Source organism: Bradyrhizobium sp. S3.3.6, from assembly GCF_040546905.1.
In the GTDB taxonomy this organism is placed as follows: domain Bacteria; phylum Pseudomonadota; class Alphaproteobacteria; order Rhizobiales; family Xanthobacteraceae; genus Bradyrhizobium; species Bradyrhizobium cytisi.
This window is the reverse complement of sequence record NZ_JBEPOT010000003.1, coordinates 443,020-459,970: the sequence shown is the minus strand read 5'-3', so window position 1 is coordinate 459,970 and position 16,951 is coordinate 443,020. Positions and strand designations below refer to the sequence as shown.

Sequence of the window (16,951 nt, the reverse complement as noted above, 5' to 3'; positions counted from 1 at the left end):
AGGGGAGGTCTATGACTCCACCTCCGCAAATCCAGCCGCGTTAAGTGCGATGGAGCTCGTTCGGACTATCGCATAGCGGCGAAAACCGCGAACGGCACGCCGGGTAAAGGTTTAGTGGGCTGCAGTCAGTAAGGCATGGCCCCTACCTGCCCGGCGCTGTGCGTTTTGCACCCTCGCGCATCGGCTACGCCTTCTTCTGCACGCCGAAGAGATCACCGAGCCATTGATAATACACCGGCTGCTTGTCATGCAGCGTGGCGCGATTGTTGGGGGGACGGTCGACATTGCCCCAGAGATAGAGGCTTCCGGTCACCGCGAAGAACTCCTGCACATTCTTCAGCACGTAGGCGTCCAGCGGATAGAGCTCGTCCTGCCTGGCGATGCCGTAGAAACGGACGAGGTCCGGATTCTCCAGCGCGCCCGGCAGGACGCGAAAATGATAGGCGTGGAGCAGCTCGTGCAGCAGCACCGGCTTCTCCGGCGCAACGACGGCCGCGTCAACCGTGACGCCCTTGACCTTGGACGTGAAGTGCCCGCCGCCGTCGCCCTGTCCGGGCTTGACCGAGACCGGCTGGCTCTTGAAGAAAGTCATGATCTCGGGCTTCGCGCCGCATTCCACGACGATGTCAATCTGATGCTTCAGCGACGCGACGACCTCCATGATATAAGGCGGGTCCTGCGCGGCGCTGGTGTCGACCGTGATGCCGCGATAGGTGAAAGTCGGTCCATTCTGCGCGACCGCTGATGGCAGGCCGAGCACGACCGCGGCTCCCGCAAGCACGAGCCGGCGCCGATCGGAATCTGTCATGTGATGCCCCCGAATTCCCACCCGCAACCTCGCATGCTTTTGCGACATTGACCACGAAGCGGTTCCATCACATCTGCGTTGCGGGAAATGCCCAAGGAAATGCCCAAGGAAATGCGAGAGGAAATGCCAAGAGATGGTCGCCTCACCGGCAAACTTCCGACACAGGTTGGGGGCGAATAGCCTCCATCCGGCATGACGCAGTGCTTCGTGCGGTCCCGATTCCGCCGGCGCATTTCATTTATTTTGAGGAATCCGCGTGTCGCATAAGCTTGCTTCGGCGCTTGTCGCTGTCTTCTTTCTCGTCCTTTCGTCCGTCTCCCCAGCCCACGCAGCGCCGCCTGCGCCGGCCGCCAATAGCACGGCCGCACTGTCGCCTGACGAGGCCAGGCGGGCGCTGGAGACGCTTCAGGACGACAAGAAGCGTGCGCAAATGATCGATACGCTGCGCGCGATCGCGAATGCGTCCGGTCCGCAGCAGCCCGCACCCGCGCCCGAGCAGAAGTCTGCGATCCCGCTATCGGCCGACGGCCTCGGTGCGCAGCTTCTGCTCACCGTGTCAGAGCAGATCGGCGACGTCTCGCGCGATGTCGCCGATATGGCGCGGACGCTCACGCATTTCTCGGCGTTCTATTACTGGATCGTGCGGACCGCGAACGATCCCGACGCCTACAATCTCCTGATCGAGATCGCCTGGAAGCTGGCGCTGGTGTTCGGCTGTGCGCTTGCGGCCGAATGGGGGATTGTCCGCCTGATGCGGCGCCCCGTAGCCTTCCTCGAAGGGCGCGTGCCGCAGACAGCGCACTTGCCAGCTCAGGCGCTGCTCATTGCCGGTCCACCCTCATCGGTCGCCGACGTCACTCCCGAGCCGGAATTGCACAAGCGCAGGCACAGCCTCGCGCGGGTCTGGCAGCTGTTGCTGCGGCTGCCCTTCGTGCTGGGGCGGCTGTTGCTCGAATTGCTTCCGGTGATTGTTTTCGTTGGCATCGCGACCGCACTGCTCGGAACGGAGATCGGCGAGCCCGCGACCGTCCGCCTCGTGATCCTCGCCGTCGTCAACGCCTATGCGTTCTCGCGCGGGCTCATTTGCGTCGTCCGCGCGCTGGCAGGCCCCTTCGGCCTGTTTCCGGTGCGCGCAGAGACGGCAGCCTATATCGAGATCTGGGCGCGTCGCATCGTCGGCGTCGCCGTAACCGGCATTGCCTTCGCCAACGTGGCGCTGCTGCTCGGCCTGCATCGCGCCGGCTACGCCGCGCTCATTCGCATGGTGATGCTGGTCGTGCATCTCTTCGTCGTCGTCATCATCCTGCAATGCCGGCGCCAGGTCGCCGACGCCATCCGCGCACCCGCGGACCGGCAGGGGATCGCCGCGCGTCTGCGCAACCGCATCGCCGGCGGCTGGCATTATCTGGCCATCGCGCTCGATCTGGCGCTGTGGGCGGTCTGGGCGCTGAACATCCGCAACGGCTATTCGCTGCTGCTGCAATATTTTGTCGGCACCGTCGCGGTGGTGCTGATCACGCGGGTCGCCATCATGGTGACGCTGAGCCTGATCGACCGCGGCTTCCGCATCCAGCCGGAGATCCTGCAGCGCTTTCCGGGGCTGGAGATCCGCGCCAACCGCTATCTGCCGCTGCTGCGCAGGATCGTCTCCGGCGTGATCGCCTTCATCGGCTTCGTCGCCGTGCTCGAGGTCTGGGGCGTCGATGCCATCGTCTGGTTCTATGGCGGCCAGATCGGCAGCCGGCTGCTCTCGGCGGTGGCGACGATCGGCGTCGCTGCCGTCATCGCCGCGGCGATCTGGGAAGCCAGCAATGCGCTGCTGGACCGGCAGATCAATACGCTGTCGCGCGACGGACATTATGCCCGTGCGGCGCGGCTGCGCACTTTCCAGCCGATGTTGCGCACGGCGCTTTTGTGCGTGATCGCCACGGTCGTCGGCCTCACGGCGCTGAGCGAAATCGGCGTCAATGTCGCGCCGCTGCTCGCGGGTGCCGGCATCGTCGGCATTGCCATCGGCTTCGGTTCGCAAAAGCTGGTGCAGGATCTCATCACCGGCCTGTTCCTGCTGCTGGAGAACACGGTCCAGGTCGGCGACACCGTCAGCGTGTCGGGCCTCACAGGCGTGGTCGAGAACGTCTCGATCCGCACCATCCGCTTGCGCGCCGGCGACGGCGCCGTGCACATCGTGCCGTTCAGCGCGGTGTCGACCATCACCAATGCCAGCCGTGGCGCCGGCAATGCCTCCGTCAGCGTCAATGTCGCCTACAAGGAAGACACCGACCGCGCCGGCCAGATCCTCAAGGACATCGTCGAGGAGATGCGCCGCGAGCAGGAATTCCGCCCGCTGATCCGCGGCGATCTCGAGCTCTGGGGCATCGACAAGGTCGATGGTGCGATGGTGTCGATCGTCGGTCAGATCCGCTGCACCGAGGCGGGCCGCTGGCCGGTCCAGCGCGAGTTCAACCGCCGCATGAAACAGCGCTTCCAGCAGAACGGCATCGAGGTCGCATCCCCGGTCCAGACCATCCTGATGCAGATCGCGCCGCCGGCCGACAGCGCCGACAATCTGACGCCGCGGCGGGCGGCCGGCTAGAGCGTGTACCCATAAACGTCAGCTTACCAATGCAAACCGGAAGTCTCCCACCTTGCGTGTGATCGGCGGCTTGTGACCCGAACCAGAAATCGCGTCTCGCGTGCTCGATCCGTTAGGAGCCTAGCTTCTTGGTCTTTAGCGCCCCCAAGGCTTCGGCATTGTGCATAACTCGCAACTAGCGCATTTCCATGCAATTATTTCGCGCATAGGCTACGCGGGGTTATTGGGGGTTGTTATGAGAGCGCGAGGCATTTCCGGCGGACGACAACTTCTGTTCTTTGCTCTTATCGGACTCGCTTCAAGTGGATGTGCCATCCATGCGCTACCCGGCGATCTGGCTGGCGTTGGAACGAGCGTAATTGTAAAGCAGATTCGTTGTGAGGCCCGCGCTGCCGGCGTGCAAGCACTGTTGAACTATTTGGCCGACGACGACAATTTTCGCAACGGTCAAGTCGATTTGACTTCGCATACGATAGGGACAGATCTCCTCCAGAGAGCTAAGAACGACCCGGAAGCCGTTGCCAAATTTGATCCCAGACAATTGAAGGGGAGAGCCAGACATATCGTTGATATCCTCTACAGCACGGGTATTGCGTACAATTTTGATCTGACCGGGTTGGAGATGAATAACTTCGACCCTCAGATAAACTTCATTCGTCCCCTGCCGATAGGTTCCGTCGTGTCGATGGGCGTGAGCGGGAGCTTTGATCGGTCGCGACAGAACGAGCGCATTTTCACGATCACCGATACTCTTGGCGAATTGATCGCGAACACCAAACACCCGACTTGCACGCGCCCGGTCGACGAGAATTACATTTATCCGATTGCTGGAAGGGTGGGCATCGACAAGGTAGTCGACGATTTTCTCAACCTTACGATTTTTGGGAATCTGGTCGCAGAGAACGACAAGCCCAAGGGTACGGTCAATGTTAAAGGGCCGCCAACCATGGTCGATCAACTACAGTTCGTGACAAAGATCGGTGGCACAGCTACGCCCAAGATCGTGTTCGCGCCTGCCGGCCGCGCCTTCCAGGTGGCTGATGCGAGCTTCGGCGTCGCCGCTTCGCGAACGGACACCCATCTACTCACAGTGGGCATCTACCTGGATCAAGCGGCGGCCCAAAAGTTGGACGCGGAGCCCTATCTGCCCCACAGGCTGCCAGTAACACGGGCTGCGGCCGTTGGTGTTCCACATCCCGGCCAATTCATCACTTACTCTGGCGGACCTGCGGAGCGGGGAGCTGCGGCCGCTGTTGAGCAGTTCCTTGCCCTTAAGATCTTCAAGCCAACGATCGTTGTTGCTCAGTAGGGAGAATACTCATGGCAAAGAAGGTCGTGCGAAAGACTGCGACGAAAGCAAAGGCAGATCGGAAGAAGAAACCGAGGCCGGGCGACGCTTCGCACGTTGAATTCGGAGCCCATGGTTTGGCTCACATTCTGAATGCAGTGAAGACGGCAGGCTTGACTGAAGAGTTCAATAAGCACGTGGGCAAAGCCGGGACATTCGTTAGAGTGCGGCGAACCGGCCTGAAGAGCATCAAGCAGTTCGTCGACAGCAAACCCCAATTGGCCGAACTGTCGGATCGAATGGGCCGTTGCAACTGTCCGAAGGACGATCCGGACTGTATCTACTTTGGCCCGACCGGGTGACGTTCCGCCGGCGATCGTTGGCACGCGGCGCCGCAGCACAAGAGCACAAAGCTAATCGCGACGAAGACATCGTGTCGGCAACGCTAATGGGGTGCGGCACGACGCACGGCATCAATTGTTGCGATCGCGCAATTTGGCACTTGTAGCTAACATTGACGTCCGCACTATCGTCAGCTTTTGGCCCTAAGCCGAACTATGCGTGGCCTGCAAACACGTCGGCTGTCGAGGGTAGACCGGACCAGACTCGCGCTCGTGCTGACCGCAGCTCGTGACCCAGAGCCGACACAAAGAGTCGGCTCCGTCCAATTATGCGAGTTGGACCGTTGCGCGACGCACGATGATCCGCTCGCCTTCTTCAAGATACTTGAGCTCGTCGTTGTACTCGCTGTGGACCAGCCAGATGTCTACCGTTCGCCCGTTCACCTCCCGCTCGCAAACGAGGACGCGCCCCTCCTTCAAGCCAGTGAGCAGATCGAGGTAGTCGAGTTCGATGTAGTTACCGCGAGCATCGGCGAACATAAGATTATCGTGCGCATGCCAGGGCATGCCAAGAAAACCGATCAGGCAGTCTTCCTCGCGTTCGGCGTTCTCAACGCACAGAATTGCGTCACGGCCAAGATCGACCTCTATACGATAATCGTTACCTAGTCGCACTACCAGGCCGACTTCTCGGCATAGCTGGTTAACAAGATCGAGGTCGTAACGCATGGCAGCGCACCAATCACCGATTATAGAGCTTCATCATTGGGTGGCCGCTGTCGTAGCAGTTCTGGCGCGCGATGTCGCCTTGTGGCCCAACTCGGACCTCACACGAAGTGCAGCTCGAGTTTATGAGTCCACGCCCTAAGCGGCCCGGCATCATTTCCAGCTTGCCTCTGCCCGTACGGCAGCGTTCACTCCGGCTTCAGCCCGCTGACGACATGCGGGCGGCAAAAAGGGTGGGAGAGAACGATGCGGGGGCTGTGGGCTGCATTGCGCGGTCATGTAATCGTCATTTGCGCGTTGATCGAATCCGTGGCGTGGAGCGCGCCCGTCGACGCCCAGCCGTTTCCGTCCCGTCCGATCACGCTGGTGGTCCCGTTCGCGGCCGGCGGGCCCACCGATACGCTGGCGCGGATCCTGTCCGAGCGGATTGCCACCGAACTGCATGCGACCATCGTGGTCGAGAACGTCGCCGGCGCCTCCGGCAGCATCGCGGGCGCGCGCGTTGCACGCGCCACGCCAGATGGCACCACCATCACCATCGGCCATTGGGGCACGCATGTGCTCAACGGCGGGATCTTCAAGCTGCCTTATGACGTGGTCGCCGATTTCGAGCCGGTCGCGCTGGTCGCGATGGGTACGCAGCTGATCGTCGGCCGAAAGTCGCTCGAGGCCAACAATCTGAAAGAGATGATCGCGTGGCTCAAGGCCAATCCCGGCAAGGCCACCGCGGGGACGGCCGGCGCCGGCACCGGCGCGCATGTCGCCGGCGTCTTCTTCAAGGAGAAGACCGGCACCGACTTCCAGTTCGTGCCTTACCGCGGTGCCGGGCCCGCCATGATCGATCTCGTCGCCGGACAGATCGACATCATGTTCGACCAGGCCTCGAACTCGCTGCCGCAATACAGAAACGGTGCGATCAAGGCGTTCGCGGTGACGGCGGCGACCCGGCTCGCGTCCGCGCCCGACATTCCGACCGTCGACGAGGCGGGCCTGCCTGGCCTGTACATCTCCTATTGGCACGGCATCTGGGCACCGAAGAACACGCCGAAGGAGATCGTCACAAAGCTCAACACGGCCATCGTCGCAGCACTTGCCGACGCTTCCGTCAAGCAACGCTTTGCCGAACTGGGCCAGGAGATTCCGCCAGTGGACCAGCAATCGCCCGCAGCCCTCGGCACCTTCCAGAAGGCCGAGACCGAGAAATGGTGGCCGGTCGTGAAGGCCGCGGATATCAAGGCGGAATAGGGGCTTTCCTTATCCTGAGGAGGCCGCGCAGCGGGCGTCTCGAAGGATGGACGCGGGCGAGATAGGGGCCTTCATGGTTCGAGACGCGCGAAGACGCGCTCCTCACCATGAGGAGCGCGAGTTGCCCCGCGCCGTTAACTTTTTCGCCGCGTGCAACTGCGCTCTCTCGCGAAAATCTCGCTGCGGTGCGAGATCACAATCGTGGCCCAAGGAGCAACGTCCTTGATCTCGATGGAACGCTGGCCGACAATGCTTGCCCTTCAATAAGAAACTCCCTGGGGGAATTCGTGAATAGACCTGCTCGGGTCGACACCCATTCGACATCGTCCGATTCCGCGCACGGCATGGCCTTGCTGCGCGATCCCTTGCTCAACAGGGGCACGGCCTTCACGGAAGCGGAGCGCACAGCGCTCGGCCTGCGTGGCCTGCTGCCGCCTTGCGTGCTGACAATGGAGACGCAGGTCGAGCGCGTGCTGACCAATCTGCGCACGCTGCCGACCGACCTGGAAAAATTCGTCGCGCTGAACGCGCTGCATGACCGCAATGAGGCGCTGTTCTTTCGCGTCGTGGTCGACAATATCGACGAGATCCAGCCGATCATCTACACGCCGACGGTCGGGCTCGCTTGCCAGAAATATGGCCTGATCTACCAGCGGCCGCGCGGCATGTTCATCTCCTCGCGCGATCGCGGCCAGATCGCGGAAATCCTGAAGAACTGGCCCAATGCCGCAAAACTCATCGTCGTCACTGACGGCGAGCGCATTTTGGGGCTTGGCGATCTCGGCGCCAACGGCATGGGCATTCCCGTTGGAAAACTCTCGCTCTATTCGGCCTGCGCCGGCGTGCATCCCGAGCAGTGCCTGCCGATCGTGCTCGACGTCGGGACCAACAACGAGGAGCTCCTCAGCGATCCCTACTATCTCGGCCTGCGCGAGCGGCGGCTCACCGGAGACGCTTACGACAGCTTCGTCGACGAATTCATGGTCGCAGCGCGCAAGACGTTTCCCGATGTGCTGATCCAGTTCGAGGACTTCGCCAACCATTCCGCGTTCAAGCTGCTGCACAAATATCGCGACGAAGCCTGCGTCTTCAACGACGACATCCAGGGCACCGCAGCGGTTGCGCTCGCCGGCCTGTTCTCGGCGCTGCGCGTCAATGGCGGCAAGCTCCGGGATCAGCGCATCCTGTTCCTAGGTGCAGGCGAGGCTGCGACCGGCATCGCCGATCTCGTCGTCTCCGCCATGATCGCGGAGGGCGCAACGGAAGCCGAGGCGCTCCGGCGCAACTGGCTGGTGGATTCCCGCGGCCTCGTCGTCGGCGGTCGCGAAGGCCTCTCCGGCCACAAGCTCCGTTATGCGCACAAGGACCAGGCGCCGATCGCCGACTTCCTCACCGCGATCAAGACGCTGAAGCCGACGGCGATCATCGGCGTCGCCGCGGTGGGTGGCGCCTTCACGCCCGAGGTGCTCAAGGCGATGGCCGAGTTGAACGAGCAGCCGATCGTGTTCGCGCTGTCCAACCCGACCTCGAAGGCCGAGTGCTCGGCGGAGGATGCCTATCGCTACACCGAGGGCCGCGCGCTGTTCGCCTGCGGCAGCCCCTATGATCCGGTCACGCTCAATGGCCGCACCTTCGTGCCGCGCCAGGGCAACAACTCCTACATCTTCCCCGGCGTCGGCCTCGGCGTCATCGCCAGCCGCTCGCGGCTCGTGACCGACGAGATGTTCATGGCGGCCGCGCATACGCTCGCCAATTGCGTCGGCAAGGAGGACCTCGATCAGGGCAGCCTCTATCCTGCGCTGCCCCGCATCCGGGAGGTCTCGGCCCGCATCGCGGTGGCCGTCGCCGATGTCGCCTATCAGCGCGGGCTCGCCGACGGACCCGCGCCCAACGACGTCAAGGGCCTGGTCCAGTCGCAGATGTACGAGCCGAAGTATTGAACCAGTCCAAGCCTGTCGCTTATGACGGTTGAATACTGCCGGGAGAGTTCGGCCTGCATGGTTCGAGACGCCCGCTTTGGCGGGCTCCTCACCATGAGGGTCTGGTATCTCGCAGCAGACGCGTCCTCATCCTGAGGGCCCGCCGCAGGCGGGCGTCTCGAAGGATGGCCGCAGGCAAGCCGCCTGCCCTTTCGCATATGCGACAGCCCGGCACGCCGACCCCGGCTCAGCCGGAATCGCCGTTGTCTGCCCGTGCCTTATGTGCGACGCTGCGTAGCGTTACAAGAATCTCAAGCTGTTAGGTAAGCCACATGGACGATCGTTTGCCCGACCTGGGCGATCTCGAGCACGAGGTCATGCAATTGGTATGGGCCCATGGGCCGGTCACGGCCGAAATCGTGCGCGAGCGGCTATCGCGACGCCTGAAGGAATCGACGGTGCGGACGGTGCTGCGCCGGCTGGAAGAAAAGGGCTATGCTCGCCACACCGTGGACGGGCGCACCTACGTCTATCACGCCGCCGAAGAGCGGGCGCGGGTTGCGGCCAAGGCGGTGCAGCGCATCGTCGACTGGTTCTGCAACGGCTCGATGGAGGAGGTCCTCGTCGGCATGGTGGACAATGCGATGCTCGACCAGCAGCAATTGCGTGCGCTGGCCGACCAGGTGGCTAAGGCGAAGAAGGCGAGGGGAGTGAAAAAAGAATGATCGCGGCTCTGGCTGAGGCGGCGTTACGCTCCTTCGCGCTGGGAGGCGTCGTCTGGATCGGTCTCATCCTGTTTCGCGTGCGCAACCCGCACGTCCAGATGACGGCGTGGGTGGTCGTGCTGCTGGCATCGCTGGCGATGCCGTTCGTGATGCATTGGCCGACGCTCACCATCGACCGGATGCCGTTGTCGGTGCCGGTGCCGGACGAAGCGTGGCCGGCCGACTTCTCGATGCTGGAGCGACCGCAGCCGTCCCTGCCGATCGCGCCCGCTGCGGCCATCGCGCCGATGCTGAAGCGAGGTGTCTCGATCGACTGGTGGATGGTCGCCACCACCGTCTATGCCTGCGTCGCCGGCCTGATGCTGCTGCGGCTGGCCATCGGCCTCTGCCTGACCTGGCGTCTGGCGCGCGCGGCGAAGCCGGTGAAAAGCCGTGAGATGATCGATGCCGATGTGCGCGTCAGCCGCGACGTCGGCGGCCCCGTCACCTTCGGCTCGACCATCCTGGTGCCGCCGCAGTTTTTCGGCTGGGACGCGAAGAAGCGCCTCGCCGTGCTCGCCCATGAGGGCGCGCATGTCGCCAATGGCGATTTCTACGTCCTCTTGCTCGCCTCGCTCAACCGCGCGGTGTTCTGGTTCAGCCCGTTCTCCTGGTGGCAGCTGGCGCGCCTTGCAGAGCTTGCCGAGATCATCAGCGATGCCCGCGCGATCGAGATGATCGACGACCGGCTGTCCTACGCCGAAATCCTGCTCGACGTCGCGACCTCCGTGAAGCCGCGGCCGATGGAGCTTGCGATGGCGCGGGCTTCGACCGTGCGCGCGCGGGTCGAACGCATTATCGCAGCCGCCGCCATGCCCGCAGCGGTCGGTTGGCGCAAGCGGCTGTGGATCGCGGCCGCGATCGTGCCTGTCGTGATCGTGTCGGCCGGCATGATCGCCTATCGCACGCCGGATCCGGTGCCCGCCGGCGCAGATCTCGGCCAGGTGCCGGCCGAGCATTATCATCCGTTCGTCAATTTCTACGCCGTCAATTTCAACGTCATGGGCCCTGCCTCGGTGTTCGCCATCTTCCGCGAGGGCGACGAAATCTACGGGCAGCTCACCGGACAACGCAGGCTGCGCCTGACCGTCGCCAGCGACGGCACGGCGTCCTATGCGGCGTCGTTCGGCGAGATCACGTTCCCTGTTGATGCGGAGCGTCGCTCGTCCGAATTGACGCTGCGCATGAATGGCCGCGACGTGCGCGCCGTTCGCGTTGCCGAGATGCCGGCGCCGGCTACGGACCCGGTGTCGCTCGATCAATATGTCGGCTGGTACAGGATCGCGCCGGGCCGCGTGCTCACCGTGCGGCGCGATGGCGATAGTCTGCAAGTGCAGGAGACCGGGCAGGGCCGAGCGCCGGTTCTTGCCGAGGGCACTGGCGCGTTCTCCGTCCACGGCGATCATCTCCTGATCTTCCTGCGCGATGACGCGGCCGGCGTCTCGCGCGTGCTGGTCCAGAACGCCACCTCCGGCGCCCGCCTCGCGCAGCGGATCGATGCAGCAGCGGCTCAGGCGATCGAGGCCGACTTCGCGCGCCGCCTGGCGGAAGTCCCTGACAGGTTCAGGGAGCAGGTCCCGGCTGCGCGCAGCAAGGAGGCGATCCTCACGGGGATCGAGGATTTGCGCCGCGGCACGCCGAACTATGATCGCATGAGCGCGCCGCTCGCCGCCAGCATCCATCGTCGGCTCGACGAATTGCGCGCGACCTTCGTGGCGCTCGGTGCGATCGAGACGATCTTCTTCCGCGGCGTCGGGCCCGGCGGCTACGACATCTATGGCGCCAAGTTCGAGAACGGCACGGCGGAATTCCGCGTGCTGCTCGAGCCGGACGGCAAGGCCGGCGACGTGATCTTCCGGCCCGACGGCAATGACGAGCTTGGCGGCATCGTCTCCTGCTCGGAAGAGGCGAATGTGCGCGGCCACGCCGGCACCTCGCCGATCAGGATCATGCTCTACAACGAGACGGATGCCGATATTAACGTCTTCAATCTCGGCGCTGACGGCGAGCGCAAGGCGCAGAGCGTCGTCAGGTCGGACATGACCTGGGCCGCGCTGACCACCGTGAACAGCCCATGGGTCATTGCCGACAAGTCAGGGAAGTGCATGGAGATCCTGGTGCCGGGCCGGCAGACGCGCTTCCATAATGTCGAGGCCTCGAACGTCAGTGCCAGGCCGGGGCGTGCGTCGCGTCGCGCCGTCCCGATCGCCAATGGCGAGGCGATGCTGCGGCACTATATCGAGGGCATCGGCAAGGGGCAGCCCGACTACGACCATATGACCACCGAGGTCGCCAACATCACGCGTCAGCAGCTTCCGTTCGACCAGGCCATCGTGGCGCGGCTCGGGGCGTTGCGGGCGGTCTCGTTCCGCGGCGTCACCGCGCTCGACAGCGACATCTATGTCGCCCAGTTCGCCAAAGGCTCTGCGGAATGGCGCATCGGCGTCAGGAACGGAACGATCACCAAGATCGCGCTGGGGCCGAATTTCTAGCGGCGCGGCGGGACGGCGCCGCGTTTGCGCCAATCGCGGCTTGCACACGAGCGCCGCGAGCGTTACGATACGTAACACTACGTTAGGTAGCGGGCCCCCGCGAATTCGGCGCGGCCCTCGCAAGCTGACCGGGTTCATGATGTACATGCTGACGCAACGGGAGCTCGACTTTCTCGCCAGCCTGAAAACCGGCTGGCGGCTGCTCTATCGGCGCGAGTTGATGCGGCTCATCAGCGGTGAGGTCGCGAGCGGCGAAGCGCGGCCGGAGACGCGCCCGATCATCTGGCGCGCCGCATCGGGGTGATTTTTCGCAAGCCTGTTTCGATTCAGGACAGCTAACTGTGGTGGATTCATCACAGCCGGCGCGAAACGCTGGCGGTCGCAAGGCCGCTTTTGTTCAGCCAAGGTTCTGCCCTCATTGCCCACCGAAACTTGGGGTTGTTCGGAGGGCGCATCATGTCTCGCTTTGCAAGTGCAGAAACTACTGCCGAAACGGCCCGGATTTCGCCGGCAACCTCGAGCCGGTTGTTGCTCGCCATTATCGGCGCCGCCTCGCTTGCCGCGTGCGCGCAATCACCGGTTGGCCGCCAGAAGGCTGACCTTGCCAGCACCGGCCGGCAGGTCGCGATCGAGCGGCCGCACCGCGTGGCGGCGCTGCATCCGCGGCCGATCAGCCGGGTGCGGGTTCCCAGCGAGACCGCGGACGCAAGGCCTACGGCCTCGCGTGGCGTTGCGAGCTTCTATTCGGACACGGAAACTGCGAGCGGCGAGAAGTTCGACAAGAACGAATTGACCGCGGCTCACCCGAGCCTGCCGTTCGGCACCAGGCTGCGCGTCACCGACGTCTCCTCCGGCCGCGCCGTGACCGTCAGGGTCAACGATCGCGGGCCCTTCGTTCGCGGCCGCGTGGTCGACATCTCGCCCTCCGCGGCCGAGGCGCTCGGCATGGTCGACAAGGGCATCACCAATGTCCGGCTCGACGTCGTGCGATAGAGCGTTGTTGATCGCCGTCGGCGTGCCGCGTTTAACCGGCTGTTAGCTGCTCTCCCGCACCATGGGTGCCCGGCAATTCGGGGCTTTGGGGGGACGGCGCTTGAACACGATCCAGTATCTCGAAGATCAGGCAGCGCGCGCCGAGCGGCTTGCCAAACGGATCACGGATACGCCGACGATCGAGAAGCTGCTGACCTTCGCCGGCGAGCGCCGCCGCGAGATCGAGGTCATCGCCGGCAGGCGGGTCATCTATGGCTCTCGACGAAATCGCTGAGATAGTCGGGCAGCGTCACGCCATCGACGCCGCACCGTGCCTGGATCTCATCAGCGACATCGGTCGAGATGTCCTTCATCCAGTGCTCGAGCGTGTTGAACGAGATCACCTTGATGGGGTCGTTAAAGCAGCCCGCGACGAGCTCGCTGATCGTAGCGTCGAGATCGCTTCGTTCGACCCGGATTTCAGTCGCTTCGTCGAGACGATCGATCACCACGAACAGCGTTTGATCTGCGCCAAAGGGCACGACCGGGACTTGCGCGCCAGCTTCAAGCATGTGAGTTGCTCACGTCTTGGCTTTGGATTGGCTTCCGATCCTATTAACAGGAAAAACCGGAAGAAGGTTCCTACCCAAGCCGGCGGAAGCGGCTAAGACGTTCGTCGTGCGCGTGCAGCCGCTCGCCCACCGGCAATCAGAGAAATTCCCGCAGCCGCGACAGCTCTGCGATGTGTTCGGGCGAGAGGATGTCCGTGACCAGCGGCGGCTGCGGCGCGGTGTGGATCTCATAGAGATGCCGGGTCGGCGCGGGCTTTTCCATGAAGGCCGAGATGCACTCGTCGAGCGTGCCTTCGCTCACCTGATAGGACGCGCGGTCCGGCCGGCGCTGGTTTCCGAGTGACGGCCATTTGTGCAGCACGGCGCGCGCGCTGAAATCGATTTTTGACTCAACTGATACGCCACCCATCGTCCCCGCCTCACGCAACAAGAGCCCCAGCACGCAATCTGCCGTGCCGGGGCCCATACCCATCGCTGCATCTCAATGCCACGCATCGGTAATGCGGCGGCCGGGAAAAGGTTCCCGGCCGATGGCGGCTTAACTCGCGGCAGCTGCGATTTTGTGCCCCGGGCTTTCATGGCTGTGGCCGGTCTCGTCGCCGCGACTGACCTCCGGCGGCAGCCCGGCAAAGCGCCGCAAGGCTTGAGCCATCTGCATCCGGCCCTGGACGCCGGTGATCACCACGTCGACCATCGGAAAGGACGAGTGGAAATGGCCGCGGGCTTTCAGCTGCTCGACCGGGACGCCGGCGGCCCCCATCGCTTCCGCATAGGCGATCCCCTCGTCGCGCAATGGATCGAACTCGCAGGTGACGACGAAGGCCGGCGGCAGGCCGGCGACCTTGCCGCGCAGCGGCGAGACACGCGGATCGGTGCGGTCGGCCGGCGAGCAGTAGAGGTCCCAGAACCAGTCCATCAGCGATCGCGTCAGGAAGTAGCCGGTCGCATTGTCGTTGTAGGAGGGCCGGTCGAAGCTGCAGTCGGTGACCGGACACACCAGCAGCTGGCCGGCGATCTCGGGCCCGCCGCGGTCGCGCGCGAGCTGGCAGGTGACGGCAGCGATGTTGCCGCCGGCGCTCCAGCCTGCCACCAGCACCGGATCCGGCTTGCCGCCGAGCTCGGCCAGATGCCCGGCGATCCAGCGCGTCGCCGCATAGCCGTCCTCGGCCGCGGTGGGGAAGCGATGCTCCGGCGCGTGGCGATAGCCGACGCTGACAAAGCTCATGCCGGTTCGCCGCACCATGTCACGACAGAACGGCTCGTCCGACTGCTCGTCGCCGAGCACCCAGCCGCCGCCGTGGAAATAGACCACGATCTGATGCGGGCCCGGTGTGGCCGGCTTGTAGAGGCGATAAGGCAGCGGGCCATCCGCGCCGGGCAGGGTGCCGTCGACGACGTCGCCGATCGGCCGTCCCGCGGGCCGGCCCTTGTTGAACTCGTTGACGAAGGCACGCGCGCCGATCGCGCCCATCGACTCGATCGGCGGCAGGTTCAGCGACGCCAGCAGGTTCAGCACCAGCCGCACGTCCGGCTGCAGCCGCACCACCTCGCCGTCATTGCATTGCGCGGCGACGTTGGGGCCGGTGAGCCTGAAGCCGAGCATGCCGCGGCTCGCGACCTCGTCGCAGATGCTGCGATAGGGGCCGACGCCGCCGGTGTAGGGCATCAGGCCCTGCACCTTGCCGGGCACGTTGGCGCCCGTGTACCAGGTGTTGGCGAGCCGGTGCAGCGTCACCATCGAGCAGTCGGCCATGTGCCGGCCCCAGCCGGCTTGCGCCGTCACGGTCGGCTCGATCGTGGTGAAGCCGGCGTCGCGCAATGCGGCGAGGCGGTCGACGACCCAGTCGACATGCTGCTCGATCGAGACCGCCATGTTCGACAGCACCGACGGGCTGCCGGGTCCGGTGATCATGAAGAAGTTCGGGAAACCCTCGACCGTGAGACCGAGATAGCTCTGCGGCCCCTGCGCCCAGACATCGCTGAGCGACTTGCCGTTGCGACCAGTGATCGGATGCACGGCGCGGATCGCGCCGGTCATGGCGTCGAAGCCGGTCGCAAACACGATGACGTCGACGTCGACGTTGCGTTTGCCGGTGGTGATGCCACCTGCGGTGATCGCCTTGATCGGCTCCTGGCGCAGATTGACCAGCGTGACGTTCGGCCGGTTGTAGGTCGCGTAGTAGTTGGTATCGAGGCAGGGACGTTTGGCGCCGAAGGGATGATCGTGCGGCATCAGCGCTGCCGCCGTCTCCGGATCCTTCACGGCCGCCGAGATCTTCTCGCGAATGAGATCGCAGATCAGCTTGTTGCCGTCGAAGTCGACGCCCTGGTCGGCCCAGAGCTGCGTGAGGATATAGACGAGGTCACCCTTGCCCCAGGCCACCTCGAAGCGTTCGCGCCGCTCGGCGTCGCTGAGCTGCCAGCTCACCGCCGTCTGCTGCGGGTAGGGCACGCCGGCCATCGACTGGCGCGCCTGCTCGCGATAGGCCGCGCGGTCGCTCTGGAACAGGTCCCTGCGATCGGCCGGCGAGGGGCCGTTATGCGCAGGCAGCGCGAAATTCGGCGTGCGCTGGAACACGGTCAGAAGCGCGGCCTGTTCGGCAATTAGCGGGATCGACTGGATGGCCGACGATCCCGTGCCGATCACGGCGACGCGTTTTCCGGCGAGATTGACGCCGTCATGCGGCCAGCGTCCGGTGAAATAGACCTCGCCCTTGAAATCCCCGACGCCGTCGATCTCCGGCGGTTTTGGCGCGGAGAGGCAGCCGGTGGCCATGATGTAATGGCGGCAGGAGACCGGTGCGCCATTGTCGGTGGTGAGCTGCCAGCGCTCGGCCGTCTCGTCCCACTTGGCTTCGGTGACCTTGGTCTTGAAGCGGATGTCGCGGCGCAGGTCGTAGCGGTCCGCGACGAAGCCGAGATAGCGCAGGATCTCGGGCTGGGTGGCGTATTTCTCCGACCAGGTCCAGACCTTGTCGAGTTCCGGATCGAACGTGTAGCTGTAGTCGATGGTCTGGATATCGCAGCGCGCACCGGGATAGCGGTTCCAGTACCAGGTGCCGCCGACGTCGCCGGCTTCGTCGAGACCGGCGGCGGAGAGGCCGGCCTTGCGCAGGCGATGGAGTAGATAGAGGCCGGCAAATCCGGCGCCAACCACGGCAACATCGACCTGTTGAGCTGTTCCACTCGCCGCCTTGGACTCACGTGCGGCGACCATTGCGTCCGGCATGG

At 64.2% G+C, this 16,951-nt stretch carries 15 protein-coding genes; 10 read left to right on the top strand and 5 right to left on the bottom strand.

Annotated features, from left to right (window positions below):
• Positions 1 to 184: 184 nt before the first annotated feature.
• Positions 185 to 808 carry a hypothetical protein gene (locus tag ABID59_RS11035; RefSeq protein ID WP_148754200.1) on the bottom strand — a complete coding sequence of 208 codons (624 nt, stop codon included), beginning with the start codon at positions 806 to 808 and terminating at the stop codon, positions 185 to 187.
• 256 nt (positions 809 to 1,064) lie between these two features.
• On the opposite strand from ABID59_RS11035, the gene ABID59_RS11030 reads away from it, so the two are divergent.
• The 3 genes from ABID59_RS11030 (at position 1,065) to ABID59_RS11020 (ending at position 5,051) form a co-directional block, all read left to right on the top strand.
• The gene (locus ABID59_RS11030; protein ID WP_354083407.1) at positions 1,065 to 3,401 is read left to right on the top strand and encodes a mechanosensitive ion channel domain-containing protein; all 2,337 of its coding nucleotides are present in this window, start codon (positions 1,065 to 1,067) and stop codon (positions 3,399 to 3,401) included.
• 235 nt (positions 3,402 to 3,636) lie between these two features.
• Positions 3,637 to 4,710, top strand: a complete 1,074-nt coding sequence (locus ABID59_RS11025) for a Y4kA family protein (protein ID WP_354083406.1) — start codon at positions 3,637 to 3,639, stop codon at positions 4,708 to 4,710.
• 11 nt (positions 4,711 to 4,721) lie between these two features.
• On the top strand, positions 4,722 to 5,051 hold the full coding sequence (locus ABID59_RS11020; protein WP_354034137.1) for a hypothetical protein: 330 nt from the start codon (positions 4,722 to 4,724) through the stop codon (positions 5,049 to 5,051).
• A 306-nt stretch (positions 5,052 to 5,357) separates the two neighbouring features.
• Here the strand turns inward: ABID59_RS11020 and ABID59_RS11015 are convergent, their stop codons facing one another.
• Positions 5,358 to 5,759: a hypothetical protein gene (locus tag ABID59_RS11015; protein ID WP_354083405.1), complete on the bottom strand. Its 402-nt coding sequence runs from the start codon at positions 5,757 to 5,759 to the stop codon at positions 5,358 to 5,360.
• 243 nt (positions 5,760 to 6,002) lie between these two features.
• Between ABID59_RS11015 and ABID59_RS11010 the strand changes: the two genes are divergently transcribed.
• The 7 genes from ABID59_RS11010 to ABID59_RS10980 all read left to right on the top strand — a co-directional run bounded on the left by ABID59_RS11010 (position 6,003) and on the right by ABID59_RS10980 (position 13,443).
• A complete protein-coding gene (locus tag ABID59_RS11010) occupies positions 6,003 to 7,001 on the top strand; it encodes a tripartite tricarboxylate transporter substrate-binding protein (protein ID WP_354083404.1) in 999 nt (332 codons plus the stop codon).
• Between the two features lie 287 nt (positions 7,002 to 7,288).
• Positions 7,289 to 8,941, top strand: a complete 1,653-nt coding sequence (locus tag ABID59_RS11005; RefSeq protein WP_354083403.1) for an NAD-dependent malic enzyme — start codon at positions 7,289 to 7,291, stop codon at positions 8,939 to 8,941.
• Positions 8,942 to 9,252: 311 nt separating this feature from the next.
• Positions 9,253 to 9,645 carry a BlaI/MecI/CopY family transcriptional regulator gene (locus ABID59_RS11000; RefSeq protein WP_148753097.1) on the top strand — a complete coding sequence of 131 codons (393 nt, stop codon included), beginning with the start codon at positions 9,253 to 9,255 and terminating at the stop codon, positions 9,643 to 9,645.
• Positions 9,642 to 12,176 carry a M56 family metallopeptidase gene (locus ABID59_RS10995; RefSeq protein ID WP_354083402.1) on the top strand — a complete coding sequence of 845 codons (2,535 nt, stop codon included), beginning with the start codon at positions 9,642 to 9,644 and terminating at the stop codon, positions 12,174 to 12,176. The genes ABID59_RS11000 and ABID59_RS10995 overlap by 4 nt, the downstream gene beginning before the upstream one ends.
• Before the next feature lie 136 nt (positions 12,177 to 12,312).
• On the top strand, positions 12,313 to 12,480 hold the full coding sequence (locus ABID59_RS10990) for a hypothetical protein (RefSeq protein ID WP_354083401.1): 168 nt from the start codon (positions 12,313 to 12,315) through the stop codon (positions 12,478 to 12,480).
• A gap of 152 nt (positions 12,481 to 12,632) precedes the next feature.
• A complete protein-coding gene (locus tag ABID59_RS10985; protein WP_354083400.1) occupies positions 12,633 to 13,169 on the top strand; it encodes a septal ring lytic transglycosylase RlpA family protein in 537 nt (178 codons plus the stop codon).
• A gap of 100 nt (positions 13,170 to 13,269) precedes the next feature.
• Positions 13,270 to 13,443, top strand: a complete 174-nt coding sequence (locus tag ABID59_RS10980; protein ID WP_354083399.1) for a hypothetical protein — start codon at positions 13,270 to 13,272, stop codon at positions 13,441 to 13,443.
• Here ABID59_RS10980 and ABID59_RS10975 read toward each other — a convergent pair.
• The 3 genes from ABID59_RS10975 to ABID59_RS10965 form a co-directional block, all read right to left on the bottom strand.
• Complete coding sequence (locus ABID59_RS10975) at positions 13,415 to 13,720, bottom strand: hypothetical protein (RefSeq protein ID WP_354034124.1); 306 nt, start codon at positions 13,718 to 13,720, stop codon at positions 13,415 to 13,417. The two genes, ABID59_RS10980 and ABID59_RS10975, sit on opposite strands and share 29 nt — an antisense overlap.
• A gap of 136 nt (positions 13,721 to 13,856) precedes the next feature.
• On the bottom strand, positions 13,857 to 14,129 hold the full coding sequence (locus ABID59_RS10970; protein ID WP_354083609.1) for a hypothetical protein: 273 nt from the start codon (positions 14,127 to 14,129) through the stop codon (positions 13,857 to 13,859).
• A 129-nt stretch (positions 14,130 to 14,258) separates the two neighbouring features.
• The gene (locus ABID59_RS10965) at positions 14,259 to 16,949 is read right to left on the bottom strand and encodes a flavin-containing monooxygenase (RefSeq protein WP_354083398.1); all 2,691 of its coding nucleotides are present in this window, start codon (positions 16,947 to 16,949) and stop codon (positions 14,259 to 14,261) included.
• Positions 16,950 to 16,951: the final 2 nt, after the last annotated feature.